This is a genomic window from Aliidiomarina soli (genome assembly GCF_003986975.1).
In the GTDB taxonomy this organism is placed as follows: Bacteria; Pseudomonadota; Gammaproteobacteria; order Enterobacterales; family Alteromonadaceae; genus Aliidiomarina; species Aliidiomarina soli.
Window position 1 is genome coordinate 410,191 of record NZ_PIPO01000002.1, and the last position, 23,992, is coordinate 434,182.

The window sequence follows — 23,992 nt, forward strand, 5'->3', positions numbered from 1 at the left end:
CCCTTTAGTTATCGCCTTGGATATAATTATGAATATCAGCCGCCTGAACTTCATCGCCGGTGTCATTTTGCCAAGCGTTTCGCTCGTAGGTAATGACGGCGGCTAGTTCACGCATGCTGAGCTGATCGCGGTAGGCCTGCATCGCGGTTCCCTGAACCCCGTTGGCGACAATGTCGATATGGTCGTTCAGACCGTCACTGTCGACAGACACACCTTCACCAGCAAGCGCGGGGAAGACACCAGGAACACCTTGTCCGTTTGGCTGGTGGCACGCCGCACATTGTGCGTTGTACACACTTTCACCAAGCGTCATTAGCTCGTCCATGGTCATTTGCATAGAAAGCAAACGTTCTTCTTCTTCACGTTCTTCAGCCAGTCGGGTTTCTTCGTTTGTCGCCCATTCCTCAAAATCATCGGGCTCAAGTGCGATGACTACGATCGGCATGAAAGCGTGGTCACGACCACATAGCTCAGCACATTGGCCCCGGTAGATACCGGGTTCATCGACGCGGGTCCAGGCTTCATTAATATAGCCCGGGTTTGCATCTTTTTTGATCGCGAACTCAGGGACCCACCAGCTATGAATAACGTCATCTGAGGTTATCAATAAGCGAACTTTTCGATTGGTCGGAATAACTAAAGGACGGTCAACTTCGAGAAGATAATTCTCACCTTTGGGCAAATTCGCATAGACCTGATCGCGCATGGTCGCCATGCTGCTGCGGTATTGCACGTCATAGTCAAAATACTCGTAGTCCCAACGCCATTGCGACCCGGTGATAAGAACGGTCAGATCAGAATCGTCTGTATTGTCCATGTCCAGAAGCAGAGAGGTCGCAGGCCAGGCCATGGCGATAAGGATCAAAAACGGAATAACCGTCCAGGCAATTTCGACTCGGACATTATCGTGGAATTTCGCTGGTACAGCGCCCCGGGATTTCCGGTGACGGATGATGGACCAGAACATGGCCGCAAACACAATGACACCAATGACCACACATACCAGAAATACGTACATGTGAAGGCTGTAAACTGAATTACTAACCTCAGTGGCGCCGCGTGGCAGATTAATTTGCAGGCTTTCAGCAAAGGCCGCTGGCATGACGAATAACACCAGCGCCGCCGTAAGCACGCGGTACAGTCTCGCTTTCACTCGACATCTCCTCTTAGTCTTTTGTTATCCAATCCATGGGGGGATTGGTAACGCAAGAACAAAGAGATACGCAAGAATTGGAACAGCTTTTCCCCAGAAATCGCAGTTCTTGCCTAACCCTTTGTTATGTTTTAATTATTTCCCGCTGAACGGGATTTATTTTGTTATAGGTTGCTTGGCAAGTGCACGTCTCATCGGGCTTATAAGTTTAGTAAACCGAAGATGAACTACTTAGCGCGCAAAAGCTAATCAGGACATATTGTCGCAGATCAAAATAGCATCATATTTGTTAATAAAAAAGGGGCTGTTAATAACAGCCCCTTGGAATTAGCCCTGCAAGGGCTAGTGGAGTGGAGTCGTTACGCAGGCTGAAGTGCTGAGCCAGCTTTGCGCCTGGCTATGTTTACGCGCAAGTTGCAGACGCTTGAGGTCGCGCCATTCACACTGGCCCAACCAGGCTACTACAAGTGCACTATTGTCGAGTAACAAGGCCTGCTCGGTGGCCCAGGCTTTGTTTTCAGCATCTGTGGAGCGGATCCAGCGTACCTTATGCAATGCGATCCCCGCTTTATTGAGCAGGTTTTCGATTTGCTTCTGCATGCCATTGGCATTGCCGACATCATCAGGCATTCCGATCAGCGTGATCCATTTTCCGCTTTGCTCGGCGAGCACTGCACTTTGCTGAAACAGCGTAGCAAGGTGCCGTAATTCTTGTTCAACAGCCGGTAATGATGTCTCTGTCAGTGGAGCCTGAGGCGCTGACACCTGGGGCATCGGAGCCTGTGGAAACAATGGCAATTGGCTTTCTTCCTGCGTCTGGGGCAAGGACCATAACCCAGGGTGACGGTGAGCCTTTAAATTCGCGTTCATAACCAGCCTCCATTTCGAATAACACCAACTGCCAGCCCCTCAATAGTGAGCGGCTGAGAAGTAAGGTCGACATAGATTGTCGAAAACTCATCGTTCTCTGGATGCAGTAATACAGTGCTGCCCTGACGTTCAAAACGCTTCACCGTCACTTCATCGTCGATGCGGGCAACCACCACCTGGCCATCACGTGCCTGATTTGTTTTATGCACAGCCAGCAAGTCGCCATCCAGAATACCTATCTTTTGCATGCTCATCCCTTTTACCCGAAGCAGGAAATCAGCCGCCGGGCGGAATAACTGCTGGTCAACCTGAACGTGGTTTTCTATATGCTCAGCAGCAAGAATTGGCTCACCCGCCGCCACCTGGCCAACCAGGGGTAAGCCTAATTGCTCGGGTTCTACCAGGGTGTCATCCTGTAACAGACGAATACCACGAGACATACCAGGCAAAATCTCGATGACCCCTTTTTTGGCCAGCGCTTTAAGGTGGTCCTCCGCCGAGTTGGCGGAACGGAATCCCAGCCTTTTGGCAATTTCCGCGCGTGTTGGCGGCATGCCGGTGGCTTCGATATTGCTCTTGATGAGCTCCAGAATTTCACTTTGACGAGGGGTTAACGGTCGCATATTAGTACCTGTTTTTCTATACAGTATGCTGTGAGTATATACAGTATTTTAACCAGTGCAACCTCTGTTGAGTTATTTTTGTGCAACAGGCTAATCGGATTGGCGGGGTCGCAGGGTGGGCACCGCAGTATCAGCTGGACAGACCTTGAATAAAGGACAACGGCATGTGTTGGTGGTATCCTCTGGAGCAGATTTGGCATAGGTTGATGTGACAGCTATGAGCATAAAACATACGTTATTTACGGTTTTTAGATGGCCAGTACGTTGGTTAACGAAAGCAGAGACGATTTGTGATGAACATGACACCACGGCGTCTGCCGCCGAACATGTGGTGTATGTGATGAAGTCGCCTTCGTTCAGTGACCTGGTGGTACTGCAGCGTGCTGTCAGTAAGCTTGGGCTGCCGGACCCGATGACCGCACTTGAAATAGACGGTAAGCGTTTTGACCGGGTGCTGTTTGTCGAAGATCCGAAGCGACGCCTGGAGTATGAGGCTGAAACCCCGTTCGGCGAATTGCTGTCATTGCATAAAGCCAACCCTGCCTGCAACGTGATCATGTATCCAGCGAGCCTGTTCTGGGGGCGTAATGCCGGACGTGAACAGCCAACCGGCATGGTCAGTGCGGATATCGAGGTGCCCAGTCTGTGGAAGCGAATGATGGTTCTGCTCTTTGCTGGCCGTACTATCATGCTGCGTGTGAGTCGGCCGGTAAGCCTGCGTCTGATGGCTGATAAATATCAGGATGACGATAAGCTGGGGCAGAAGTTATCACGCGTGGCACGCACCCATTTTAGCCGCCTGCGCCATGCAGTAGCAGGACCCAAGCTATGGTCACGCGATGAAATGATCCGCTCCTTACTGCGCACGCCGGTGCTGAAGCAAGCCATTGCTGATGAAGCCCGGAGTAAAAAGATCAGTGAAGACAAAGCACGCAAACGGGCCCAGGAGTACCTCGAGGAAATCGCTGCCGATTACCGCGAAGGACTGATCCGTATTGGCGATCGGGTGATGACCTGGTTGTGGAACCGACTGTATAACGGCATCGACGTACGTCATGCCAAGGTGGTCCGTACTTTAGCGCAGGACGGGCATGAAATTATTTATGTTCCCTGCCACCGCAGCCATATGGATTACCTGCTGTTGTCGTACGTTATTTATAAAGAAGGCCTGGTACCGCCTCACATCGCGGCCGGGGTAAACCTGAATTTCTGGCCCGCCGGACCTATTTTCCGCCGCGGCGGGGCGTTTTTTATTCGTCGTAGCTTTCGCGGCAACAAACTGTATTCCACGGTTTTCCGCGAATATCTGGGACGTTTGTTCGAGAAAGGCTATTCGGTTGAATACTTTATGGAAGGTGGCCGGAGCCGGACCGGGCGCTTGTTGGCGCCGAAAACCGGTATGCTGGCAATGACGGTGCAGGGCCAGTTACGCGGCATTAGCCGGCCGATTAGCCTGGTTCCTGTCTATATCGGCTACGAACACGTGATGGAAGTGTCGACCTATCATAAAGAGTTACGTGGCAAAAATAAGAAAAAAGAATCCGTCTTCCAGGTTTTTGGTATTTTGCGCAAACTGCGTAACTTCGGCCATGGTTATGTCACCTTTGGTAAGCCAGTGCGCCTGGATGAGTATCTTGATAGCAACCAGCCGAATTGGCGAGAGTCGAGCACTCGTGGGGTTGAAGAGCCGGCTAAACCGAGCTGGTTAACGCCGAGGGTTAACCACCTGGCCGATATCCTGATGCGTAACATCAATGATGGGGCCGTGGTCAATTCGATTAACCTGAGCGGTTTATGTTTGCTCAGTGCTGAGCAGCATTCGTTAACTAAAGAAGAGCTGATTGCTCAGTTTGATGGGTATCTGACGCTTTTGCGTGAGGTGCCGTATAGCAGTTATGCGGTGGTTCCAAAGCTGGACGGCAAAGCATTCTGGCAGCATGCGGTGAAGATGGATAAGTTCCACGTTGAACAGGATGCGGTGGGTGAAGTGGTTAGTCTGAACGCAGAGCAGGCGTTGAGCATGACCTATTACCGCAACAATGTACTTCACCTGTTTGCGGTACCCGCCTTGGTGGCTAACTTTGCACTGGCCCGACAGAACTTCAGTACCGAGCAGGTGGTTGCTTTTATAACCAATGTAATACCCATGATCCGTGCTGAGCTGTTCCTGAACCAGGATGCTGAGGATGTACCGAGCTGGGTCGCCGCTATTTGTGAACAGCTCAGCGAGCAAAAGTGGCTGGTTAGAACAGAGCAGGGCTTCCGCGTGCCGACACATGACTCGCAACCGTATTTTCAGTTGCGTCTGCTGGCGACGGCTATTAATGAAACCCTGGCACGCTATGCGATAGTGCTGGAGCTGGTGCAGATGTTTGACAATCTGTCGCGCTCCGAACTGGAGAAACACAGCGAGTTACTGGCGATGCGCCTTGGCTCTATGCATGGTATCGATGCACCAGAATTCTTCGATAAGCGCATTTTTAGCACCCTGGTTCAGGTGCTGAAGCAGGAAGGTTACATTGTGGTCAATGACAAGGGTGATTATGTCTCCAATGACAGAACCACCCTGTTGAGCGATGAAATCGATGGTTTGTTACCCAGTCCGGTGGTGCAAACCATTCGCCAGTCGGTGCAGAAACTAAAAGAGTCCGCTTAGATCAGGCTGCCCAGCCAGGGCACATCGGGCAGCCAAAAATGCAAAGCAACGCCGATGGTGATAACCATGCCGACGTAGTAGTTTTGGCGGAATGCGCGCATGCACTGGTCTGGCTCGCGGCCACTAATCATCCATAGTTGCCAGACGAACATCGCAGCGGCGATAACCAGTGCGATCCAGTAGTAGGGAGCCGCGCTGAACATCCAGCCTGCTAATGCCAGCAAGGCCAGGGTAATGACCTGCAGAACCGCAATGGCGAGGATATCGTAACGACCGAAGAAGATCGCGGTCGACTTAATTCCCGCCTGGACGTCATCCGGGCGGTCGGCCATCGCGTACTCAGTATCGTAGGCGACCGTCCACAGGAAGTTCGCAGCAAACAACACCCAGGCTAGCACAGGTACCCGGTACTCGACTGCCGCAAAGGCCATTGGAATCGCCATGCTGAACGCTGCGCCGAGAAAAAGTTGGGGGAAGTGAGTAAAACGTTTGGCAAATGGATACACCGCAGCCAGTGCTAATGCCACCACACTCAAGCCAACGGTTAGCCAGTTCAACGTCAGCACCAGCAGAAATGCGAGCAAAACCAACACTGCGAACAGTAGCAGAGCTTCGAGCGAGGTGACCGCGCCGGTGGCCAAAGGGCGTTCGCGAGTGCGGCTAACCTGACCGTCTAGATTGCGGTCGGCAAAGTCGTTGATAACACACCCAGCGGAGCGCATTAAAAAGACCCCGGCGGCGAAAATAGCAACAATTCGGATCGACGGGTCACCCGCACCAGCAACCAGCAGTGCCCAAAATGTAGGCCAGGCGAGTAACCAGGTTCCGATTGGTTTATCCATTCGCATCAGGGCGCGGTAGTGTCGCAGACGGCTCATGCTAGCTCCTTGGTCACAGGTTGGTATCAATAATAGTACTATTTATCATAGCAGGGGGCGTTGGGTAGAAATACCTCGGCGACCAGAATAGCCTGGTCGGCCAGCCAGAAATTGCGCCGACGTGCCCATAAATCGCGCTCCGAGCCAGTTAAATCGGTACTGAAACGACCGATCTGACTCGAAGGCCCAAACCTGGCCACCTGAAATGGCCCGGCGACTACATCTGGATGTGTAAACAGGATTTGGCCGAGTGGTTGTTCGCCGATGTCCTGCAGTTGCTGTAAAATACGACTGGGGTGTTGCGGAATAATGCTCCGGGCAAACACCCAGGGACGTTCCTCGTCACAGAGCAGGACTTCGCGTACCTGCACGTCAGGATTGTGCTGTGCAGTTTGCATAAACGCAACCTCATCGGTCTGTGCCGTTGCTTTTTCATGGCGTAACACGCGCACATTGAACTGCCCGGTATAGCGCTGCAATTTGAGGGTTAGCGAGTCCTCATCTGTGAGCCAGTCCGCCAGAGCATCAGGCAAAGGGAGGTCGTCGATGTTTACCCAGGTGACATCGGATAAATGTGTACTAGCCAAGCGTGTTCGTCCTTTGGTCATGGTTCGCCGATAATAGCAGAAGCCTGTCCTGCTCGCAGTGATTGCCGTCGCGTCCGCATTCGGTATACTGGGGTTAGGTTTGATGACAGGTGATTACCGATGCAGTTTGCAGTTTTAATGAACACCAAGTTTTGGCTTTCCAGTATGGCGGCGCTCATGCTGCTAGTTTCGCCAGCAAGTTTCGGCAATGAAGAGCCGCGTCGGGTGATGTACTTCCCCTTCGACCCTGATATCACCACAAACTTCATTAAACTCGATGAGACCCGACATTTAGGCTATATCCGGGTTGCTATCGAGGCCGCGGTCAGCAATCCGGTGGATCTAGGCATTGTCGAACACCATGCGCCGTTGCTGCGTAGTGCGTTCGTGGAAATATTTGGTGCCGCTCAGGAAGGTAAAGTTCGCTCGATGACCGGGCGCGAAGAGCTTCGCCAGGAATGCATTACTACTGCTCGGGAGCTGCTGGAGCGCGAAACGGGTCGCCCGGTAATCGAAAACCTGTTGTTTACCACGTACATGTATCAGTAGCGCAGACGGTAAATAAAACCAAGCAGCACACCGCTGAGTAAGCCGAATAAATGAGCTTCATTGGCCATATTAACCCACAGCAGATTAGTGTATCCAAGCACTAACCAGGCCACCATAAATACCAGCAAGGCGTTGGGCAGGGTCAGACTATTTTGACGCTGCCAGCCATACACCGCACAGAAACCAAGCAAACCGTAAACGACTCCGGAAAGCCCACCAAATAGCGGTCCACTGGTGTACCACTGAGCCAGATTCGCACTGACCCCGGTAAGCAGAAATATAAGCGCCAGATGAGCGGCGCCAAAGCGCAGTTCGATACGTCCACCCAGATACCACCACCAGAACAAATTAAACAGTAAATGAGTCGCTGAAAGGTGAATAAATGCCGGTGTGATCAACCGCCACGGCTGAGTGAAATCAAGCTCATTGGTGCCAACCGGCGTGATCATCAGTGCCGCGAAAACGCCGTCCATCGACCACAAAAACTGCAGTCCAGCAACCGCAAGCGTAACTAGAAAAACCACAAAGGTGAGCAGACCGGCCTGCTGCGAGAGGCTGTTGATGGTCGGTCCCAGCACCGAGCCCTGCGAGGGGACCTGCGTATTATCGGCGGGGTCGTCGACAAACTGATCGAGCAGCGATAGCGCCGTCTCATAGTAACCGTCGTCCACCACCCAAAGGTCAAGTTTGCCGGCACTTTCAGAGACGCTGACCGGCACCCCGTGACGCAACATAAACTGACGCAAGCGGGCAATTTTGGCGGTATCTGAACTGGTCGTTAGCTTTTTCATTGTGGGCTGTATTCCTTCGCCTTAATCGCGTCCTGCGTGATTCTGGGCCACCTGATCAGGCTGGTACTGTTGCCAGGAGGTAAAGCCGCCATCCAGACTGTAGACTTCAGCAAACCCCTGTTCAACCAGGTAGCGTGCAGCACCCTGGCTACTGACGCCATGATAGCAAACCACAATCACCGGCTGTTGTTGATCCTGCTCAAGAATAAACTCATGCAGGTTTTCGTTGCTTAAACGCACGGCGCCCGGGATGTGCCCGAGCGCGTAGGACTGAGGGTCGCGAATATCGGCAAGGACGACCTCGCGGGTCGCCATTAGCTGACGGGCCTGTTCAATACTGAGACGTTTAAAGTCGGCCACCTAGGCCTCCCAGTCGAGAATAACTTTACCCGATTTTCCTGAGCGCATGATATCGAAGCCTTGCTGGAACTCATCGATCGGCAGGCTGTGGGTGATCATAGGAGTCAGATCCAGACCAGACTGGATAAGCGCCGCCATTTTATACCAGGTCTCAAACATTTCGCGGCCGTAGATACCTTTAATCACCAGCCCTTTAAAAATGACCTGATTCCAGTCTATCGCCATATCTCCGGGCGGAATACCCAGTAGTGCAACCTTACCGCCATGGTTCATTGCTTTTAGCATGTCATTGAAAGCAACCGCAACGCCGGACATTTCCAGTCCGACATCAAAGCCTTCACTCATGCCCAGCTCGTTCATGATGTCGTTAAGGTTTTCCTGCTTCGAGTTAACCGTGCGTGTCGCGCCCATTTCTTTGGCCAGTTTCAGGCGGTAGTCATTGATGTCGGTTATTACAATATGGCGGGCGCCGGCATGTTTGGCCACCGCGGCTGCCATCATTCCGATTGGTCCAGCACCGGTGATAAGAACGTCCTCACCGACTAAGTCAAAGGAAAGCGCGGTATGCACTGCATTGCCAAAGGGGTCGAAAATAGCGGCCATGTCATCAGTGACTTCATCTGGCAGCTTAAATGCATTGTCGGCTGGAATGGACAGGAATTCGGCAAATGCGCCTGGGCGGTTCACACCAACGCCCATGGTATTGCGGCACAAATGGCGACGGCCGGCACGGCAGTTACGGCAGTGACCGCAGGTAATATGGCCTTCGCCTGATACCCGGTCACCAATTTCAAAACCCCGCACCCCTTCGCCTATGGCGGCAACTACACCGACATACTCGTGGCCTACGGTCATGCCGACAGGCACTGTGTTCTGCGACCATTCGTCCCAGTTGTATATGTGAACGTCGGTCCCGCAAATGGCGGTTTTCTTAATTTTAATCAGAATGTCATTGTAGCCAACTTCGGGTTTGTCGGCTTCGCTCATCCAGATGCCTTGTTCAGGCTTTAACTTTGCTAAAACTTTCATGCTACATCCTCAAACAGGAATGAATATCAGTGCTGTCAGGCGCTCAGACGTGGCTAGGAAACGATGCCAAGATCTTTACCAATGCGGATAAAGGCATCGATGGCGCGATCTAATTGCTCGCGGCTGTGCGCGGCTGACATTTGGGTACGAATTCGTGCCTGACCTTTCGGTACCACCGGAAATGAAAAACCAATGACATAAATACCTTCGTCCAGCAGACGGTCCGCCATTTCCGACGCGACTTTCGCGTCGCCCAGCATGACTGGGATAATCGCGTGGTCAGCACCGGCTAATTCGAAGCCTGCGGCACTCATTTTTTCACGGAAATAACGGCTGTTTTCATTCAACTTTTCGCGCAGCTCATCGCCTTCGCTGAGCATCTCAAGTACCCGGATAGATGCAGTAACAATTGATGGCGCCAGTGAATTGGAAAACAAATAAGGGCGCGAACGCTGACGCAGCCATTCAACAACTTCTTTTTTCGCTGCAGTGAAGCCGCCTGACGCGCCTCCTAATGCTTTACCCAGAGTGCCGGTAATAATATCCACCCGGTCCATGACCTGATGGTACTCATGGGTGCCGCGGCCTTTCTGGCCGACAAAGCCAACCGCGTGGGAGTCATCAACCATGACCATGGCGCCGTACTCTTCGGCTAAATCGCAAATGCCGGATAAATTGGCAATCACACCGTCCATGGAGAACACACCATCGGTCGCAATCAGGATATGTCGGGCGTTGTCAGCTTTTGCTTTGTCGAGTTGCTCTTTCAGTGCCTGCATGTCGTTATTGGCATACCGGTAGCGTTTAGCTTTACACAGACGAACGCCATCGATGATAGAGGCGTGGTTCAATGCGTCGGAGATAATCGCGTCTTCCGGCCCAAGCAGAGTTTCAAACAGGCCTGCATTGGCGTCAAAGCACGACGAATAGAGAATGGTGTCTTCCATTCCCAGAAAGTCGCTGAGTTTTTGCTCAAGTGTTTTGTGAATGTCCTGAGTGCCACAGATAAAGCGTACTGAGGCAACACCAAAGCCGTGCTTATCGAGGCCTTCTTTAGCGGCGGCAATAAGCTGTGGGTGGTTCGCCAGGCCCAGGTAGTTATTGGCACAGAAGTTGAGTACCTTGTGCTGGTTTACCTCAATTTCGGAAAATTGTGAGGATGAAATAATCCGTTCTTTCTTAAACAGGCCTTCGTCTTTCACCTCTTCAATTTGTGTCCGGATTTGCTGGTAAAAATCGTTTTTCATCCTTAACCTCTGCCTTAGCATGCTGTCTGTCAATTAATAGTCGCCATTTTACGCGCCCGCCGTTAAATGATCATCCTTTCTTTCACAGCGCAGACCTTTCCCTGTTATGATTTGTACACTTTTAGTAACAGTGGCCATGCTTTAAGCCCTGGCCAGCCATTTGCACACAGGTAAACAGCCGATGCACACAAAAGCAATTTACCCCGGAACCTTTGACCCTATCACCAATGGTCACAGCGATTTAATTGAGCGTGCCGCCAACTTATTTAACCAGGTAGTGGTCGGCATAGCGGCGAGTCCAAGTAAGAAGCCATTGTTTACTCTTGAGCAGCGGGTTGAGTTGGTTAAGGCTGTCACCAGTCATTTGCCGAACGTCGAAGTGGTAGGGTTTTCCGGCTTACTGGTAGAGTTTGCGCGTGAGCAGGACGCCACCGTGCTGATTCGTGGTTTACGGGCCGTCTCGGACTTCGAATACGAGTTCCAGCTGGCCAATATGAACCGTCGCTTACACCCCGGCCTGGAGTCGGTATTTTTAACCCCGTCAGAAGAAAACTCGTTTATTTCCTCGACCTTAGTAAAAGAGGTCGCGTTGCACCATGGCGATGTAACGCAGTTTACCGATGCGCGGGTCGCGCAAGCCCTGCAAAAAGCCCTCGCGCAAAATTAATGCAAAATGCATAGCGGGGTATCTTTTCGGGCTGAAAACCGCTATGATTCTCGCCCAAAATTTGACCGTTCAATCGCCTCTTTGTGGCAATGAACTGGTCTGGTCAAAAAGTCGGTTCTCCGCGGGCTGGCTTTTTGGGTTGACGCTTTACCCACTTAATTAAACAGACTGTCCCGCAGGAGTCGTATCATGACCGATCTGGATCTGAGCCAATATGGTATTACAGAGGCCACGGAAATCGTTTATAACCCTTCCTATGAGCTGCTTTTCGAAGAAGAAACCCGCAGTGATTTAGAAGGTTATGAAAAAGGCGTTGTCACCAACTTAGGTGCGGTCGCAGTAGATACTGGTATTTTTACCGGTCGTTCACCGAAAGATAAGTACATTGTGCGCGATGACACCACCAGAGATACCGTGTGGTGGTCGGATCAAGGTAAGAACGACAACAAGCCAATTGATCAGGACACCTGGAACCATTTGAAAGGTGTGGTCACCAGTCAGTTATCCGGTAAGCGTTTGTTTGTGGTCGACACCTTTTGTGGCGCCAACGAAGACACTCGTCTTGCGGTACGTTTTATTACCGAAGTGGCGTGGCAGGCACATTTCGTTAAGAACATGTTTATCCGCCCTTCAGACGACGAACTGAAAACCTTCAAGCCAGACTTTATCGTTATGAATGGTGCCAAGTGCATTAATTCTGAATGGCAGAAACAGGGCCTTAACTCTGAGAACTTTGTTGCTTTCAACCTGACTGAGCGTGTCCAGCTTATCGGCGGCACCTGGTACGGTGGCGAAATGAAGAAAGGCATGTTCTCAATGATGAACTACTTTTTGCCACTGAAAGGCATCGCCTCGATGCATTGCTCGGCCAATGTTGGTAAAGAAGGCGATGTGGCAATTTTCTTTGGTTTGTCGGGTACCGGCAAAACCACCTTGTCGACGGATCCAAAGCGTCAGCTGATCGGCGATGACGAGCATGGTTGGGATGACGATGGTGTCTTCAATTTTGAAGGCGGCTGTTATGCTAAGACAATCAACCTGTCACAGGAAGCTGAACCGGATATTTACAATGCGATCCGCCGCGATGCCTTGCTGGAAAATGTCACCGTAGGTGATGATGGCACGGTTGATTTTGATGACAACTCGAAGACTGAGAACACCCGTGTCTCGTATCCGATTTATCACATCGACAACATCGTCCAGCCAGTGTCTAAAGCCGGTCATGCGAAGAAAGTGATTTTCTTAACCGCCGACGCGTTCGGTGTGTTACCACCGGTTTCAAAATTGACCAAAGACCAGACCAAGTACCACTTCCTGTCTGGTTTTACTGCCAAGCTGGCCGGCACGGAGCGCGGTATTACTGAGCCAACGCCGACCTTCTCAAGCTGTTTTGGCGCGGCGTTCTTAAGTCTGCACCCGACTCAGTACGCTGAAGTGCTAGGCAAGCGGATGGAAGCGGCTGGCGCCGAAGCCTACCTGGTAAATACCGGCTGGAATGGCACCGGCAAGCGTATTTCGATCAAAGCGACCCGCGCTATTATTGACTCGATTCTTGATGGCAGCATTGAAGATGCAGAGTTTGTTGAATTGCCTTATTTTAACCTGGCGATGCCGACTAACTTACCAGGCGTTGAAGACAGCTCGATTTTGGATCCACGGCAAACCTACGCGGATGCGAATGACTGGGATGTAAAAGCTCAGGATCTGGCGGCTCGGTTTGTCGCGAACTTCGAGAAGTTCACCGACAATGACGAAGGCCAGGCGTTGGTTGCAGCAGGACCTCAGTTGTAACAACAGGTAAGACTGTCGCTCTGACGACAGTAACAATCTGAAACATAAAAAGTCGGCATTCGCCGACTTTTTTTATGATTTTTTAACAACTGCAAGGCACACTAGGCAGTTGTGAATGCAATCCTTGCTACAACAACAAGACAGGATAAAAACGTGCATATAGAAATTTCTAATCTGGTAAAAGAGTACGCCACCCTGCGTGCCGTCAACCAGGTCTCTTTTTCGGTCAATGATGGTGGCATCATCGCGTTGCTGGGGCCTAATGGGGCGGGTAAGTCGTCGCTGGTGCGAATGCTGGTTGGGCTGACAGAGCCGGACAGCGGCGAGATCCGGGTTGAGTCGGAAGGCAAGAGCTATCCCCATTTACCCGACGGTAGCTTTGGTTACCTGCCGGAAGATCGAGGTTTATACCAGGACCGGACCTTAAAGCAGAACTTAATCTATATTGGTCAGTTGCGCGGCCTTGAGAAGGCGGAGATAGAGCGACAGCTTGACCACTGGCTGCAACGTTTTGAACTCACCGAGCGTGCCAACGAACACCTGAAACAGTTATCCAAGGGCAATCAGCAGAAGATCCAGTTGATTGCGACCCTGTTGCACCGTCCTCCCATGGTCATTCTGGATGAACCCTTTTCAGGCCTGGACCCGGTTAACCAGGAGCACGTGCTGACAGTATTGAAAGAGCTGAAGGCCGAAGGGGTGACGATTTTATTAAGTGCTCATCAGATGGATCTGGTTGAACGCCTGGCCGACGAGTTCGTATTGATGAACTGCGGTGAAGTCATCGCCAAAGGCTCGTTGGATGCTATCCATAACCAGCTGGCGGACCGCCAGCAGATTCACTTTAGTTTTTCTCGTCAGGTCGAGACGGGCGCACTGCAAAGCCTGGCGCTGGACAATTTGCAAAGTAATGCCGCCGGCACCCATTTCGAAGCCGACGTTGACTTAAACGCGCCGCTCGATGAGTTGCTTAAACAGGTTGCTGCCTGTGGCCCGTTGCAAGAGTTTCGGCGCCATCGCAAGCCACTGCATGATCTGTATTTATCCGCTGTCCGCAGCTCTACTGCTACCCAGGAGATCCGCTCATGAGTTCAGCTTATCTGCAACGAGTTCGTCGTGTCGCGACTTTTGAGTTCTTACGTTTCTTTAAATGGAAACAGGAATTGCTAACCATAGGGTTAATGCTGGGTGGCTTCATGCTAGCTATTCTGTGGCCGATGATTGTCGCATTTTTCGATAGCGAGCAACGTATCGCGGTGTTTGATGAAGGGGCCTTACCCGAAGTTGAAAAGGTCGAGTTTGTCCGTTTGCCACCGGTCCAGAAAGACCGGATTATCAGTTCCATCGGCGAAGACTATGACGGCGTTCTGGACGTTGAAGGCTTTGATATGGTGCTGCATGTCGAAAAGAGTGCATCGTGGCAGGACAGTCTGCGCAACGAGCTGAGCCAGTGGATGCAGGACCGCAAATTTAATGCCCTGGAGCTGGACGACGAGGCCCGTGAGTTTTATCACAGTGACGTTGAGATCAGTATGTTCTACACCAGCCGGGCTGACGACGAGGATGCAGAAAGCGCCGAGAATGAGCGTCGTGGGCGCAGTCTGATTACCGGCGGGATCGTGCTGTTGCTGTTTATCGGTGTGATGAATGGCTTCGCGCTGATGATGTCTTCGATTACCCAGGAAAAACAAACCCGGGTTACAGAGCAGTTGTTGACGCTGCTCAATCCGCAGGAGTGGATGGATGGAAAGATCCTCGGCGTTACCATGCACAGTGCCAAGTCGATGCTGCTGACTGGCTTTTTAATGTTCTTACTGGTGAATGGTGTGCACATGGCATTTCAGGGCGGCTTTATGCAGTTGCCGCTGAGCCTGCTGGTATTTCTGAATGCGATATTTTTCCTGCTCGTCGGGTTGTTGTTGGTAAACAGCTTCCTCGCCGGTTTTGCCGCCACTATTGATGACCCTAATCATTCATCGCGCTCGGTGGTGATGTTCATTCCGATGGTACCGGTGTTTGCCAGTTTCTCCATTGTTGGCTCGGCTGACAGTGGCTTAGCTACTTTTCTAAGTATCTTCCCGCTGACGTCGTTTGCCGCGATGCCGATCCGGGTTGCTGAAGTTGGGGTGCCCTGGTGGCAATGGGTGATCTCGGTAGGGCTGATGCTGGTCACGCTTTATTGGGCGCGTAAACTGGCGGCCCGCCTGTTCCGTTATGGGATTACTATGTATGGTAAGGAGCCGGGCTGGCGCGATATCTGGCGCGTGATTATTAATACCTAAGCGAATCACCAGCTAATTCGAACTAGCCTCACCAGTAGTGGTGGGGCTTTTTTATAGGTAGTTAAGGAGCATGACTTGATCATGAAGATGATAATCATTATCATTGGTGTACTGTTGTTGCATTGAGTCGTCTCAACGCCACAACCTAACCGAGGGAGTGAAGATATGATTAAAGAAGTACTGACTGTTACCGCTTTATTATGGGGTGCCACCCTGTCGACAGCGAACGCTGACCAACGGCCGGAGCACTATCAGGCCTTACCGGCTGAGTCCATTGAACAGGCGGTGAGCAATCTGACCAATTACAATCAGGAACTGGATGCACTGATTAGCCAGAGCGAATTAAGCGATGAGGATATGGTGAAGATTCACGAACTTACCTATACCCTTGAAAATGCGCTGCAGCGCTTGCAGGCTGAACTAGAAGGGACTGCTGAGGTGCTGGAAGAAGTTCATCTTGGTTCTGAAACGATGGATAACAACCGGGTGTTAGACAATGCTCGTCGTTACCTGCAAAGTATGAACGAAATACTTCAATAACCTCGCTACTTCTCCTAGGCTGTAGTCATTGGCCACAGCCCGGGAGACCACATGCCCCAGCGTAAAACCTATCAAAAGACCGACCTTGGTGGTGTTCAGTTAGGCGCTAGTACCGCGCGCTGGCACCTGGAACACGATCATATCGACCTGTCACCTCACCATCGACCCATTGGGCGCCTGCTTAAAATAGGTACTACCGAATCGCCTGTGGTTGAAGACACCCGCCGCATGGCATTGTTGATTGTCGATATGCAGAACGACTTTTGCAGTACCGGAGGCTGGGCTGATCAGGCAGGCTTTGCGACGGAACGTTGTCGTAGCGCAATACCCGGGATTCAGCGCGCTTTAGAATGGGCGCGAAAGCATGACCTGTGGGTCGTCTGGATTGGGTGGGCGAATCGGGAAGACTTGCGAAACCTGGGCGCGCCAACGCTCTATCAGTACAAGAAGTCTGTTGCTATGCAGGGCATTGGTGAAAGCCTCGGTAGCCACAAAGCGTTGATTAGCGAAACCTGGGGGACCGAAGTGGTGGAAGAGCTTGCGGATCTGCAGCAAGATAACGACGTCGTGGTAGATAAAGTACGCACCAGTGGTTTTTACGGTACCCATCTTGAGCAGATTTTGCGTACCCAGGGGCTTAATACTTTATTATTTGCAGGCGTAAACACCGACCAGTGCGTCACTACAACGATGGAAGATGCCTGCTTCCGGGATTACAATGTGTTGCTGATAGAGGACGCGACCGCCACCTCCAGTCCGGACTTTTGCAAGCAGGCAGTACTTCACAATACCCGCTTATGTTGGGGGTTTGTAACTGATACCAAGGCGCTCTGCAGTGCCCGTGAAACGACCCGCATGCAACCCGAACCTGAGGCGGGTGTCGAGACACCGAGTGGCGACACTGGCTAATAAACTGACTTAAAAAAGGAAGCACAATGACAAGTTCGCGCGCGCACTTTGACTGGCAGGACCCCTTTGCTCTGAATACCATGCTTACTGACGAAGAACGTTTAATCCGCGATAGCGTACATGAGTATTGTCAGCAAAAATTGCAGCCGCGGATCCTGCAAGCCAATCGAGAGGAATATTTTGACCGCGCCATCATGAATGAACTTGGCGAACTCGGTTTACTCGGCGCGACACTGCCCGAAGAGTACGGCTGCGCAGGGGTCAACCATGTCAGTTATGGCTTGATCGCGCGCGAGATAGAGCGGGTCGACAGTGGTTATCGCAGCGCAATGAGCGTGCAAAGTTCTCTGGTGATGTATCCGATTTATCAGTTCGGAACCGATAGCTTGCGCCAGACCTACCTGCCCAAGCTTGCCAGTGGCGAATGGGTGGGTTGCTTCGGCCTAACTGAACCTGATGCCGGCTCGGACCCTGCCAGTATGAAAACCCGTGCCGTACGTGTCGACGGGGGCTACCAACTGAGTGGCAGTAAGATGTGGATCACCAACAGCCCGATAGCGGATGTCTTTGTGGTGTGGGCAAAACTCGATGGTGAGATCCGTGGTTTCGTGCTGGAAAAAGGCATGCAAGGGCTGTCAGCGCCCAAAATTGAAGGGAAGTTCAGCCTCCGTGCGTCGATTACCGGTGAAATTGTGATGGACCAGGTTTTTGTACCTGAAAGCCATATTTTTCCTGACGTTCGAGGTTTGAAAGGTCCCTTTAGTTGTCTCAATAAAGCCCGTTTCGGGATTGCCTGGGGCGCGTTAGGGGCGGCTGAATTCTGTTGGCATGCAGCGCGGCAGTATACCCTTGAACGTAAACAGTTTAACCGGCCGCTGGCTGCGACTCAGTTGATTCAGAAGAAACTGGCAGATATGCAAACAGACATTTCGCTTGGGTTGTTAGGCTGCCTGCAAGCTGGGCGAATGGCCGATACGGGCCAACTGGCGCCGGAAACCATTAGCCTGATTAAGCGCAATAGTTGTGGTAAAGCGCTGGATATTGCACGCGTGGCCCGTGACATGCACGGCGGGAATGGTATCGCCGATGACTACCACGTTATTCGTCATGTGATGAACCTGGAAGCGGTGAATACGTACGAAGGCACCCACGACGTGCATGCGCTTATTCTGGGGCGTGCGCAAACCGGGTTAGCCGCTTTTTAGCGGTTAGCAGGTAGCTGAATGATACTATCGACGGGGCACACCGGAATGCACTGGGGTTGGTCGTAGTATCCTTCGCATTCGGTGCAGGTGTCTGGGTTTATCTGGTAGACAAGTTTACCCATGGAGATCGCGTCATTAGGGCATTCCGCAACGCAGATGTCACAGTTGATGCAGTCGTTGGTAATGGTAAGTGCCATTAGCTTGCCTCCACGGCCAGGGTATCCAGCACTCTGTCGGTACGAAGCAGGTAAGCATGTTTAAGCTGCGTTTTCGCAGTGGCTGCCGGAGCCGGTAACTGCAGCCATACCTGGTGCCCGGACCCCTTAGCGACCTCAATCGGAGCCCGCTGCGCGTTGCTTAAACTACTTAACGTCCAGGCGTGATTCCCTTGCGGGGTCATCAGTTCGAGCTGATCACCCAGACTAAACTTATTCTTCACTTCTGCCTCGACCCAGTTACCTTTCGCTTTACCGGTAAAGGTTGCGACCAATTGCTGGTTGCCATTGCTGTGACTGGTGGCGTAATTTTGCGTGTCCTGCGGCCGGTGCCGCTGCAAAAAGCCTTCAGTGAAACCGCGGTTGGCCATGCCTTCAAGAGCATGCAGCAAGCGCGTATTAAACGGACGGCCTGCGGCCGCGTCATCGATCGCCTGACGGTAAACCTGGGCGGTACGTGCGACGTAATACGGCGTCTTGGTGCGACCTTCGATTTTTAATGAATGCACGCCCATCGCTGCCAATGCAGCAACATGCTGAACCGCACGAAGGTCCTTCGAGTTCATGATATAGGAACCGTGTTCATCCTCATCCATCGGCATGTATTCTCCCGGACGCATGGGTTCTTCCAGCAACACGGGCTGCGGATTTAGCTGACCGACCTGGTCTTCAGTCGCGGCGCTGGCTTTGTACTGCCAGCGACAGGCGTTGGTGCACGCACCCTGGTTCGGATCGCGCTTATTGAAATACCCGGACAGCAGACACCTTCCCGAATAGGCCATGCACAAGGCGCCGTGTACAAATACCTCAAGTTCCATATCAGGACAGCGTTGGCGGATCTCAGCGATTTCGTCGAGCCCCAGTTCACGCGATAAAATGACCCGTTCTATGCCTTGTTGCTGCCAGAACTCGACGGCGGCCCAGTTGATGGTGTTGGCCTGTACCGACAGGTGCAACGGCATCTCGGGGAAATGTCGGCGAAGTAACATAATAACCCCAGGATCAGAGACAATGAGCGCATCGGGTGATAATTCAATCACCTCAGCTAAGTCATCCACCAGAGTGTCTATCTTTCGATTATGTGGGGCAATATTACTTACTACATAAAACTTTTTACGTAGTTTATGGGCTTCCTTAATACCCTGAGCGAGGGTAGCCAGGTCAAATGCGTTATTGCGTACACGAAGACTGTAGCGTGGCTGGCCAGCGTAGACTGCATCGGCTCCGTAGGCGAAGGCGGAGCGCATTGCGTCGAGGTTACCGGCCGGCGAAAGAAGCTCTGGTTGCATAATTATCCTCAAAATACGACAAAATACCTAGGGGAGCTTCCCAGGCGGGGGCGGTATAGTGTATAAAATGTTCGGTAAATCCCATTGATCTATCACAAAGATCGAATAGTTTGCGCTATAATCCGCAAACATTAATTACCTTTGTTATGTTGGCGACGTATGAATACACAACACATCGATATGGCTCAAATTGAAGAAAAGTCTGGCGAAGCGGCCACGCTGTTAAAGCTGCTGAGTAACCAGCATCGCCTGTTAATCCTGTGCCATTTGGTTGAAGGTGAGCTGTGCGTGAGTGAGCTTGAGGAGCGACTCAGTATTTCACAATCGTCGCTGTCGCAGCATCTGGCTCGCCTGCGAGAGCAGGGTATCGTCGAATTCCGTAAGGAAAGTACCACCGTCTATTACCATCTAGCGGATGCGAAAGCGCAGAAAGTGCTGGAAACTTTGTATGAGTTATTCTGCGGCGCTTAAGTTTTTAGAATTCTCGGGTGCTAAATATCTGCTCTAGCTCATTCCGCTTGTGTAGTAGCGAATGTAACGTGTAACTGGCCAGGTAATCGTAGAACACACGTTTGCCTGCGGCCAGAATGTGCTTCAGTTCACACGCCGGCTCAATGACGCACACTGGGCTATGGCAATTAACCCAGGGTGTATCTCCCTCTAAACGTCTTATCACGTGATCCAGGCGGATTTCCGCGGGTTCAGCTGCGAGCTGAAAACCACCATTTTTACCACGCCTGGTGATGATAAAACCCTCTTTACCCAATTGGTGAATCACTTTATTCAGGTGATTTCTGGGTATCTCATAGGCAGCACAGATCTCATTAATAGTTGCCAGCCTTCCTTTTGGAAGGGTGGCAAGATAGATCAGTGTGCGTAAACCGTAGTCGGTGTATTTTTTAATTTGCATGACAAAATTATCGCACACGTTGACAAAGTAAGTACATGCTTTAATAATGCATCTTAATAAGGTGCATTATTAAGGTATGTTTATGTCAGGTGAAACTTTATTAAAGTGGTCGAACGCAAGCATGCTGTTTTTTCTATTGGCGTTCGGTGCTGCGGTGTACGGCGCATGGGGGCTTGAAACTGAGCTTCCGCTGATGGCGATTACCTTGCTCCATGTTGCACAAATTGTTACAGCAGGGCTGTTTAAGCTGGCCTATGTACTGCGTTTAGTGGCGCAATCCCAGCTGGGACGAGAGTTAAGATAAGGCGTCCGGTACCTGCCGACTTCGATGGTTTAAACTTTGCGGGAGTTTGTATGCGCTCACTATGGGATCAGGCATTTCGACCAATGTTTTTAGGCGCGGCCGTATTTGCTGCAATGGCCGTACTCCTCTGGGGCCTGGTATTAAACGCGGCGGTTGAGTTTAAGCCGTATGGCGATGTGATGTTCTGGCATCAACATGAAATGATATTTGGTTTTGTCGCTGCAGCTATCGTCGGTTTTTTACTAACAGCAGTACAAAACTGGACAGGTCTTCGGGCGCCTCACGGAGCCCAGCTACTACTGCTCACCTTACTCTGGGTTTTAGGCCGGTTGGTAATGGCAATTGGGGCTGCCTTGCCAGTCTGGCTGGTGGCGGTTATCGATCTTAGTTTCCTGGTGTTTGCAGCGGGGCTTCTCGCATTGATAGTTGTACGTGCCGGCAATATGCGGAATTTGTTTTTTGTGCCTGTTTTGCTCATTCTGGCTTTGTTAAACGGGGTCATGCATCTGGGAGTCTGGAATCAGGTGTCCAGTTTAGTAGCCTACAGCAGCAATGCGGCCATATTTCTGATTACCGTGCTTATGGTTGTCATTTCGGGCCGGGTTTTACCGATGTTCACGGCAAATGGCTTACAACGGCCCAGAGTTGCTAGCGTACCCTGGCTGGAGCGCTGTGCATTGGTGTCCACATGGACTATCGCAGCTATACATCTGCTCAATGTGCCAGCACGACTTCCGGCCCTGGCGATGAGCCTGTTATTCAGTTTTGCCACTGTGGTTACTGCATGGCGGCTGTTGCGGTTGCGTGGCTGGCAGGCCGGGCGACTTCCGTTGCTGTGGTCACTTCATTTGGCTGCCGCGTTTATTCCCGTTGGGTATGCGTTGTTTGCATTGCGTTACGCCGGATTTGGAATTCCGCATTCATCGGCCCTGCATGCACTGACCGCGGGCGCAATGGGATGCATGATCCTGGCAATGATGGCACGGGTCGCACTGGGTCACTCTGGCCGCTCTTTGCATCCACACCCGATAATGACGCTGGCTTTTGCCCTGATAACCGGAACGGCGCTGTTGCGCATTTTTTACCCCTGGGTATTCCCGCAGTGGGGCCTGCTGTTACTTAATGTCGCGGCCGCAGGCTGGATCATCGCATTCAGCCTGTACGCGTTCGTCTATTGGCGGATACTAACGCATCCCCGAATCGGCCAGAACGACAACTAACTGAGTAAAGACGGCTAATTGTAGCGGCTGTTATCGCGAGTGCTTGATTCAAATCAATCCGTTGTTATTGGGCAGCGATACACTTCGTTTATATCAATTGAAACGGAGGACGGTCATGCAACAACGTGCGAGCAAGGATTTGAAGCCATTGGTTTATTCGTGCTCCGGTTGCTCCAGCCTGGCTCAACTGGCAAACGATCTCGCAGTTTGGCTACACGCCGATGGCATCGCTGAGATGTCCAGTATTGCCGGGGTAGGAGGGGGAGTCCGTCAGTTGGTGAGCGTCGCCACATCCGGTCGCCAGATCATCGCCCTGGATGGCTGTTCACTGGGGTGTGTACAACGCTGCCTGGCGCTGCGCAATGTAGCACCTACCTGGCACATTCAGCTAACCGAATTAGGCCTGAACACCGATTCAGGCGAGCCCTGCAGTCTGGCTGATACCTATCGGGCGTTGCGATTTATCCATGATAAACTCGGCGTGAATTTCGACGCCGATATCACCAGCCCGCTGGACAGAATAACGGGCTAGTAGTCAGATTACTTTAGAATATTGCTGGCTTTGCCCCTGAAGATAGGCGTCGAATGCAGCACATATGATCCGCACCCATAACCGACCTGCGTCGGTGACTTCTATTTCAGTCGTGCTTACCTTAACCAGGCCGTCGTCCTGATAGCGCTGTAGCAGCCGCAAAGCCGGCGCAAAGTAGTCGCTGAAGGTGATGCCCCAGGCCTTTTCAAATTCATCAATGTTGAGTTTAAAGTGGCAAATTAGCTCGGCAATAAGTGCAGCGCGGAGACGATCGTCCTCATGCAGAACGATTCCTTTGCTGATCGGCCGCTGTCCATGGGCCAACTTGCGGTAATAGGGTTGCAGGTCTTTCTCATGCTGCCAGATAACCCCGTTAACCTGGCTAATTGACGATACGCCAAGCCCAAGCAAGGCGTCACTACCATGGGTCGTATAGCCCTGAAAGTTACGCTGCATGTGACCTTCACGTTGGGCCTGGGCAAGGCGGTCATCTGGTTTGGCAAAATGGTCCATGCCAATAAACTGATAGCCAGCCGCATTTAATCGTTCAATTCCCGCAAGCAGTAGCGCCTGTTTATCAGCACCTTGCAGCAAGGTCTCGTCGGCAATTTTTCGTTGCGCTGCGAAGCGGGTGGGTAAATGCGCGTAGCTGAACATTGACACCCGATCCGGTGACAGTGCTATCACTTTGTCGAGTGAGTGATGAAAGTTGTCCAACGTCTGGTGTGGTAAGCCATAGACCAGATCGAGGTTAATCGAGCTAAAACCAAGCGCTTTTGCGGCGTGGACCTGACTTGAAACCAACTCTTCACTTTGCACCCGGTTGATGGCGATCTGGACGTCCTGATTAAAGTCCTGAACGCCATAACTGACCCGGTTAAAGCCTAAATGACGAAGGTGCGCGAGTTTATCCAGACTGCAGCTACGTGGGTCAATCTCGATACTGACTTCATCGGCGTGGCCTGGGTGGAACGCCAGTTCATCGGCTAGCAGTGACATCAAACGGCTTAACTGCTGCTCATTGAGAAACGTCGGAGTCCCTCCACCAAGGTGCAGGTTACGGATCCCCCGGTGCGCAATAAGCGGCGCGTACAGTCGCATTTCATCGGCCAACGCATCAAGGTAGCTATCGGCTTTGTCCTGGTGACGGGTGATGACCCGGTTGCAGCCGCAGTAGTAACATAGCTTGTGGCAGAAAGGTAAATGAATATAAAGGCTTAACGGTTGATTGCTGGTCTGCAGCGCAGAAATAACCTGATCAGCAGCGAACCCGGTGTCGAGCGCGAGTGCAGTCGGATAGCTGGTATAACGCGGGCCGTTAACATTGTATTTGTTTACTAACGACTGATTCCACTGAGTATTCTGCATGGTCGACTCCTGGCTGT

The 23,992-nt window shown here is 51.8% G+C and carries 26 protein-coding genes; 13 read left to right on the forward strand and 13 right to left on the reverse strand.

All coding sequences use genetic code 11. The features are described from left to right. Window positions 1–4: 4 nt before the first annotated feature. From coxB to lexA, 3 genes are all read right to left on the reverse strand, one after another. Window positions 5–1,102 (reverse strand): cytochrome c oxidase subunit II, encoded by a 1,098-nt coding sequence (coxB, locus tag CWE14_RS05540; protein ID WP_126798648.1) that lies wholly within the window; start codon window positions 1,100–1,102, stop codon window positions 5–7. A gap of 393 nt (window positions 1,103–1,495) precedes the next feature. Further along, window positions 1,496–2,023: a hypothetical protein gene (locus CWE14_RS05545; protein WP_126798484.1), complete on the reverse strand. Its 528-nt coding sequence runs from the start codon at window positions 2,021–2,023 to the stop codon at window positions 1,496–1,498. After that, a complete protein-coding gene (gene lexA / locus CWE14_RS05550; protein WP_126798485.1) occupies window positions 2,020–2,646 on the reverse strand; it encodes a transcriptional repressor LexA in 627 nt (208 codons plus the stop codon). Before lexA ends, CWE14_RS05545 begins: the two co-directional genes overlap by 4 nt. A gap of 217 nt (window positions 2,647–2,863) precedes the next feature. On the opposite strand from lexA, the gene plsB reads away from it, so the two are divergent. Further along, entirely contained in the window at window positions 2,864–5,302 is a 2,439-nt protein-coding gene (gene plsB, locus CWE14_RS05555) for a glycerol-3-phosphate 1-O-acyltransferase PlsB (RefSeq protein ID WP_126798486.1), read from the forward strand. On the opposite strand, the gene ubiA is transcribed toward plsB, so the two are convergent. Together ubiA and CWE14_RS05565 are read right to left on the reverse strand one after the other, a co-directional pair. Next, a complete protein-coding gene (gene ubiA, locus CWE14_RS05560) occupies window positions 5,299–6,180 on the reverse strand; it encodes a 4-hydroxybenzoate octaprenyltransferase (RefSeq protein WP_126798487.1) in 882 nt (293 codons plus the stop codon). The genes plsB and ubiA overlap by 4 nt on opposite strands. Window positions 6,181–6,218: 38 nt before the next feature. Continuing rightward, on the reverse strand, window positions 6,219–6,767 hold the full coding sequence (locus CWE14_RS05565) for a chorismate--pyruvate lyase family protein (RefSeq protein WP_157981782.1): 549 nt from the start codon (window positions 6,765–6,767) through the stop codon (window positions 6,219–6,221). Between the two features lie 120 nt (window positions 6,768–6,887). Between CWE14_RS05565 and CWE14_RS05570 the strand changes: the two genes are divergently transcribed. Beyond that, a complete protein-coding gene (locus CWE14_RS05570) occupies window positions 6,888–7,316 on the forward strand; it encodes a flagellar basal body-associated FliL family protein (protein ID WP_126798489.1) in 429 nt (142 codons plus the stop codon). On the opposite strand, the gene CWE14_RS05575 is transcribed toward CWE14_RS05570, so the two are convergent. The 4 genes from CWE14_RS05575 to CWE14_RS05590 are packed head-to-tail and all read right to left on the reverse strand — an operon-like array spanning window position 7,310 to window position 10,743. Beyond that, window positions 7,310–8,107, reverse strand: coding sequence for a rhomboid family intramembrane serine protease (locus tag CWE14_RS05575; protein ID WP_126798490.1), 798 nt, complete (start codon window positions 8,105–8,107; stop codon window positions 7,310–7,312). The two genes, CWE14_RS05570 and CWE14_RS05575, sit on opposite strands and share 7 nt — an antisense overlap. 21 nt (window positions 8,108–8,128) lie before the next feature. Continuing rightward, window positions 8,129–8,467, reverse strand: coding sequence for a thiosulfate sulfurtransferase GlpE (gene glpE, locus CWE14_RS05580; RefSeq protein WP_275065551.1), 339 nt, complete (start codon window positions 8,465–8,467; stop codon window positions 8,129–8,131). After that, on the reverse strand, window positions 8,468–9,496 hold the full coding sequence (gene tdh / locus CWE14_RS05585; protein WP_126788676.1) for an L-threonine 3-dehydrogenase: 1,029 nt from the start codon (window positions 9,494–9,496) through the stop codon (window positions 8,468–8,470). Window positions 9,497–9,549: 53 nt separating this feature from the next. Then, window positions 9,550–10,743, reverse strand: coding sequence for a glycine C-acetyltransferase (locus tag CWE14_RS05590; protein WP_126798491.1), 1,194 nt, complete (start codon window positions 10,741–10,743; stop codon window positions 9,550–9,552). A gap of 181 nt (window positions 10,744–10,924) precedes the next feature. On the opposite strand from CWE14_RS05590, the gene coaD reads away from it, so the two are divergent. The 7 genes from coaD to CWE14_RS05625 all read left to right on the forward strand — a co-directional run bounded on the left by coaD (window position 10,925) and on the right by CWE14_RS05625 (window position 18,137). Continuing rightward, a complete protein-coding gene (coaD, locus tag CWE14_RS05595; RefSeq protein ID WP_126798492.1) occupies window positions 10,925–11,410 on the forward strand; it encodes a pantetheine-phosphate adenylyltransferase in 486 nt (161 codons plus the stop codon). A gap of 189 nt (window positions 11,411–11,599) precedes the next feature. Continuing rightward, window positions 11,600–13,201, forward strand: a complete 1,602-nt coding sequence (gene pckA, locus CWE14_RS05600; RefSeq protein ID WP_126798493.1) for a phosphoenolpyruvate carboxykinase (ATP) — start codon at window positions 11,600–11,602, stop codon at window positions 13,199–13,201. 153 nt (window positions 13,202–13,354) lie between these two features. Next, a complete protein-coding gene (locus tag CWE14_RS05605) occupies window positions 13,355–14,290 on the forward strand; it encodes an ABC transporter ATP-binding protein (protein WP_126798494.1) in 936 nt (311 codons plus the stop codon). Beyond that, complete coding sequence (locus CWE14_RS05610; protein WP_126798495.1) at window positions 14,287–15,483, forward strand: ABC transporter permease; 1,197 nt, start codon at window positions 14,287–14,289, stop codon at window positions 15,481–15,483. The genes CWE14_RS05605 and CWE14_RS05610 overlap by 4 nt, the downstream gene beginning before the upstream one ends. 165 nt (window positions 15,484–15,648) lie before the next feature. Beyond that, the gene (locus CWE14_RS05615) at window positions 15,649–16,023 is read left to right on the forward strand and encodes a DUF6746 family protein (protein ID WP_126798496.1); all 375 of its coding nucleotides are present in this window, start codon (window positions 15,649–15,651) and stop codon (window positions 16,021–16,023) included. A 51-nt stretch (window positions 16,024–16,074) separates the two neighbouring features. Next, window positions 16,075–16,932 carry a cysteine hydrolase family protein gene (locus tag CWE14_RS05620; protein WP_126798497.1) on the forward strand — a complete coding sequence of 286 codons (858 nt, stop codon included), beginning with the start codon at window positions 16,075–16,077 and terminating at the stop codon, window positions 16,930–16,932. A 26-nt stretch (window positions 16,933–16,958) separates the two neighbouring features. Further along, window positions 16,959–18,137 carry an acyl-CoA dehydrogenase gene (locus CWE14_RS05625; protein ID WP_126798498.1) on the forward strand — a complete coding sequence of 393 codons (1,179 nt, stop codon included), beginning with the start codon at window positions 16,959–16,961 and terminating at the stop codon, window positions 18,135–18,137. Here the strand turns inward: CWE14_RS05625 and CWE14_RS05630 are convergent. After that, on the reverse strand, window positions 18,134–18,334 hold the full coding sequence (locus CWE14_RS05630; protein ID WP_126798499.1) for a YfhL family 4Fe-4S dicluster ferredoxin: 201 nt from the start codon (window positions 18,332–18,334) through the stop codon (window positions 18,134–18,136). The two genes, CWE14_RS05625 and CWE14_RS05630, sit on opposite strands and share 4 nt — an antisense overlap. Beyond that, window positions 18,334–19,644: a prephenate-dependent tRNA uridine(34) hydroxylase TrhP gene (gene trhP / locus CWE14_RS05635; protein WP_126798650.1), complete on the reverse strand. Its 1,311-nt coding sequence runs from the start codon at window positions 19,642–19,644 to the stop codon at window positions 18,334–18,336. Before trhP ends, CWE14_RS05630 begins: the two co-directional genes overlap by 1 nt. Before the next feature lie 156 nt (window positions 19,645–19,800). Between trhP and CWE14_RS05640 the strand changes: the two genes are divergently transcribed. Beyond that, window positions 19,801–20,112 (forward strand): ArsR/SmtB family transcription factor, encoded by a 312-nt coding sequence (locus tag CWE14_RS05640; protein WP_241972335.1) that lies wholly within the window; start codon window positions 19,801–19,803, stop codon window positions 20,110–20,112. Window positions 20,113–20,116: 4 nt separating this feature from the next. Here CWE14_RS05640 and CWE14_RS05645 read toward each other — a convergent pair whose 3' ends face one another. Further along, the gene (locus CWE14_RS05645) at window positions 20,117–20,551 is read right to left on the reverse strand and encodes an Rrf2 family transcriptional regulator (RefSeq protein WP_126798500.1); all 435 of its coding nucleotides are present in this window, start codon (window positions 20,549–20,551) and stop codon (window positions 20,117–20,119) included. An 82-nt stretch (window positions 20,552–20,633) separates the two neighbouring features. Between CWE14_RS05645 and CWE14_RS05650 the strand changes: the two genes are divergently transcribed. From CWE14_RS05650 to CWE14_RS05660, 3 genes are all read left to right on the forward strand, one after another. Then, complete coding sequence (locus tag CWE14_RS05650; protein ID WP_126798501.1) at window positions 20,634–20,855, forward strand: hypothetical protein; 222 nt, start codon at window positions 20,634–20,636, stop codon at window positions 20,853–20,855. 50 nt (window positions 20,856–20,905) lie between these two features. Continuing rightward, window positions 20,906–22,075 (forward strand): NnrS family protein, encoded by a 1,170-nt coding sequence (locus tag CWE14_RS05655; protein WP_126798502.1) that lies wholly within the window; start codon window positions 20,906–20,908, stop codon window positions 22,073–22,075. A gap of 115 nt (window positions 22,076–22,190) precedes the next feature. Then, window positions 22,191–22,607, forward strand: a complete 417-nt coding sequence (locus CWE14_RS05660) for a putative zinc-binding protein (RefSeq protein WP_126798503.1) — start codon at window positions 22,191–22,193, stop codon at window positions 22,605–22,607. 3 nt (window positions 22,608–22,610) lie between these two features. On the opposite strand, the gene hemN is transcribed toward CWE14_RS05660, so the two are convergent. Continuing rightward, window positions 22,611–23,975 (reverse strand): oxygen-independent coproporphyrinogen III oxidase, encoded by a 1,365-nt coding sequence (hemN, locus tag CWE14_RS05665; protein WP_126798504.1) that lies wholly within the window; start codon window positions 23,973–23,975, stop codon window positions 22,611–22,613. Window positions 23,976–23,992: the final 17 nt, after the last annotated feature.

Excerpts from the sequence above, each read along its gene's own strand:
- pckA (WP_126798493.1), top strand. The coding sequence starts at position 11,600 with ATGACCGATCTGGATCTGAGCCAATATGGTATTACAGAGGCCACGGAA.
- CWE14_RS05645 (WP_126798500.1), bottom strand. The coding sequence starts at position 20,551 with ATGCAAATTAAAAAATACACCGACTACGGTTTACGCACACTGATCTAT.
- CWE14_RS05660 (WP_126798503.1), top strand. The coding sequence starts at position 22,191 with ATGCAACAACGTGCGAGCAAGGATTTGAAGCCATTGGTTTATTCGTGC.
- plsB (WP_126798486.1), top strand. The coding sequence starts at position 2,864 with ATGAGCATAAAACATACGTTATTTACGGTTTTTAGATGGCCAGTACGT.
- CWE14_RS05630 (WP_126798499.1), bottom strand. The coding sequence starts at position 18,334 with ATGGCACTTACCATTACCAACGACTGCATCAACTGTGACATCTGCGTT.
- CWE14_RS05545 (WP_126798484.1), bottom strand. The coding sequence starts at position 2,023 with ATGAACGCGAATTTAAAGGCTCACCGTCACCCTGGGTTATGGTCCTTG.
- coaD (WP_126798492.1), top strand. The coding sequence starts at position 10,925 with ATGCACACAAAAGCAATTTACCCCGGAACCTTTGACCCTATCACCAAT.
- CWE14_RS05655 (WP_126798502.1), top strand. The coding sequence starts at position 20,906 with ATGCGCTCACTATGGGATCAGGCATTTCGACCAATGTTTTTAGGCGCG.
- CWE14_RS05625 (WP_126798498.1), top strand. The coding sequence starts at position 16,959 with ATGACAAGTTCGCGCGCGCACTTTGACTGGCAGGACCCCTTTGCTCTG.
- CWE14_RS05570 (WP_126798489.1), top strand. The coding sequence starts at position 6,888 with ATGCAGTTTGCAGTTTTAATGAACACCAAGTTTTGGCTTTCCAGTATG.
- CWE14_RS05640 (WP_241972335.1), top strand. The coding sequence starts at position 19,801 with ATGAATACACAACACATCGATATGGCTCAAATTGAAGAAAAGTCTGGC.
- tdh (WP_126788676.1), bottom strand. The coding sequence starts at position 9,496 with ATGAAAGTTTTAGCAAAGTTAAAGCCTGAACAAGGCATCTGGATGAGC.
- ubiA (WP_126798487.1), bottom strand. The coding sequence starts at position 6,180 with ATGAGCCGTCTGCGACACTACCGCGCCCTGATGCGAATGGATAAACCA.
- CWE14_RS05620 (WP_126798497.1), top strand. The coding sequence starts at position 16,075 with ATGCCCCAGCGTAAAACCTATCAAAAGACCGACCTTGGTGGTGTTCAG.
- coxB (WP_126798648.1), bottom strand. The coding sequence starts at position 1,102 with ATGCCAGCGGCCTTTGCTGAAAGCCTGCAAATTAATCTGCCACGCGGC.
- CWE14_RS05615 (WP_126798496.1), top strand. The coding sequence starts at position 15,649 with ATGATTAAAGAAGTACTGACTGTTACCGCTTTATTATGGGGTGCCACC.
- lexA (WP_126798485.1), bottom strand. The coding sequence starts at position 2,646 with ATGCGACCGTTAACCCCTCGTCAAAGTGAAATTCTGGAGCTCATCAAG.
- CWE14_RS05590 (WP_126798491.1), bottom strand. The coding sequence starts at position 10,743 with ATGAAAAACGATTTTTACCAGCAAATCCGGACACAAATTGAAGAGGTG.
- CWE14_RS05650 (WP_126798501.1), top strand. The coding sequence starts at position 20,634 with ATGTCAGGTGAAACTTTATTAAAGTGGTCGAACGCAAGCATGCTGTTT.
- CWE14_RS05610 (WP_126798495.1), top strand. The coding sequence starts at position 14,287 with ATGAGTTCAGCTTATCTGCAACGAGTTCGTCGTGTCGCGACTTTTGAG.
- hemN (WP_126798504.1), bottom strand. The coding sequence starts at position 23,975 with ATGCAGAATACTCAGTGGAATCAGTCGTTAGTAAACAAATACAATGTT.
- CWE14_RS05575 (WP_126798490.1), bottom strand. The coding sequence starts at position 8,107 with ATGAAAAAGCTAACGACCAGTTCAGATACCGCCAAAATTGCCCGCTTG.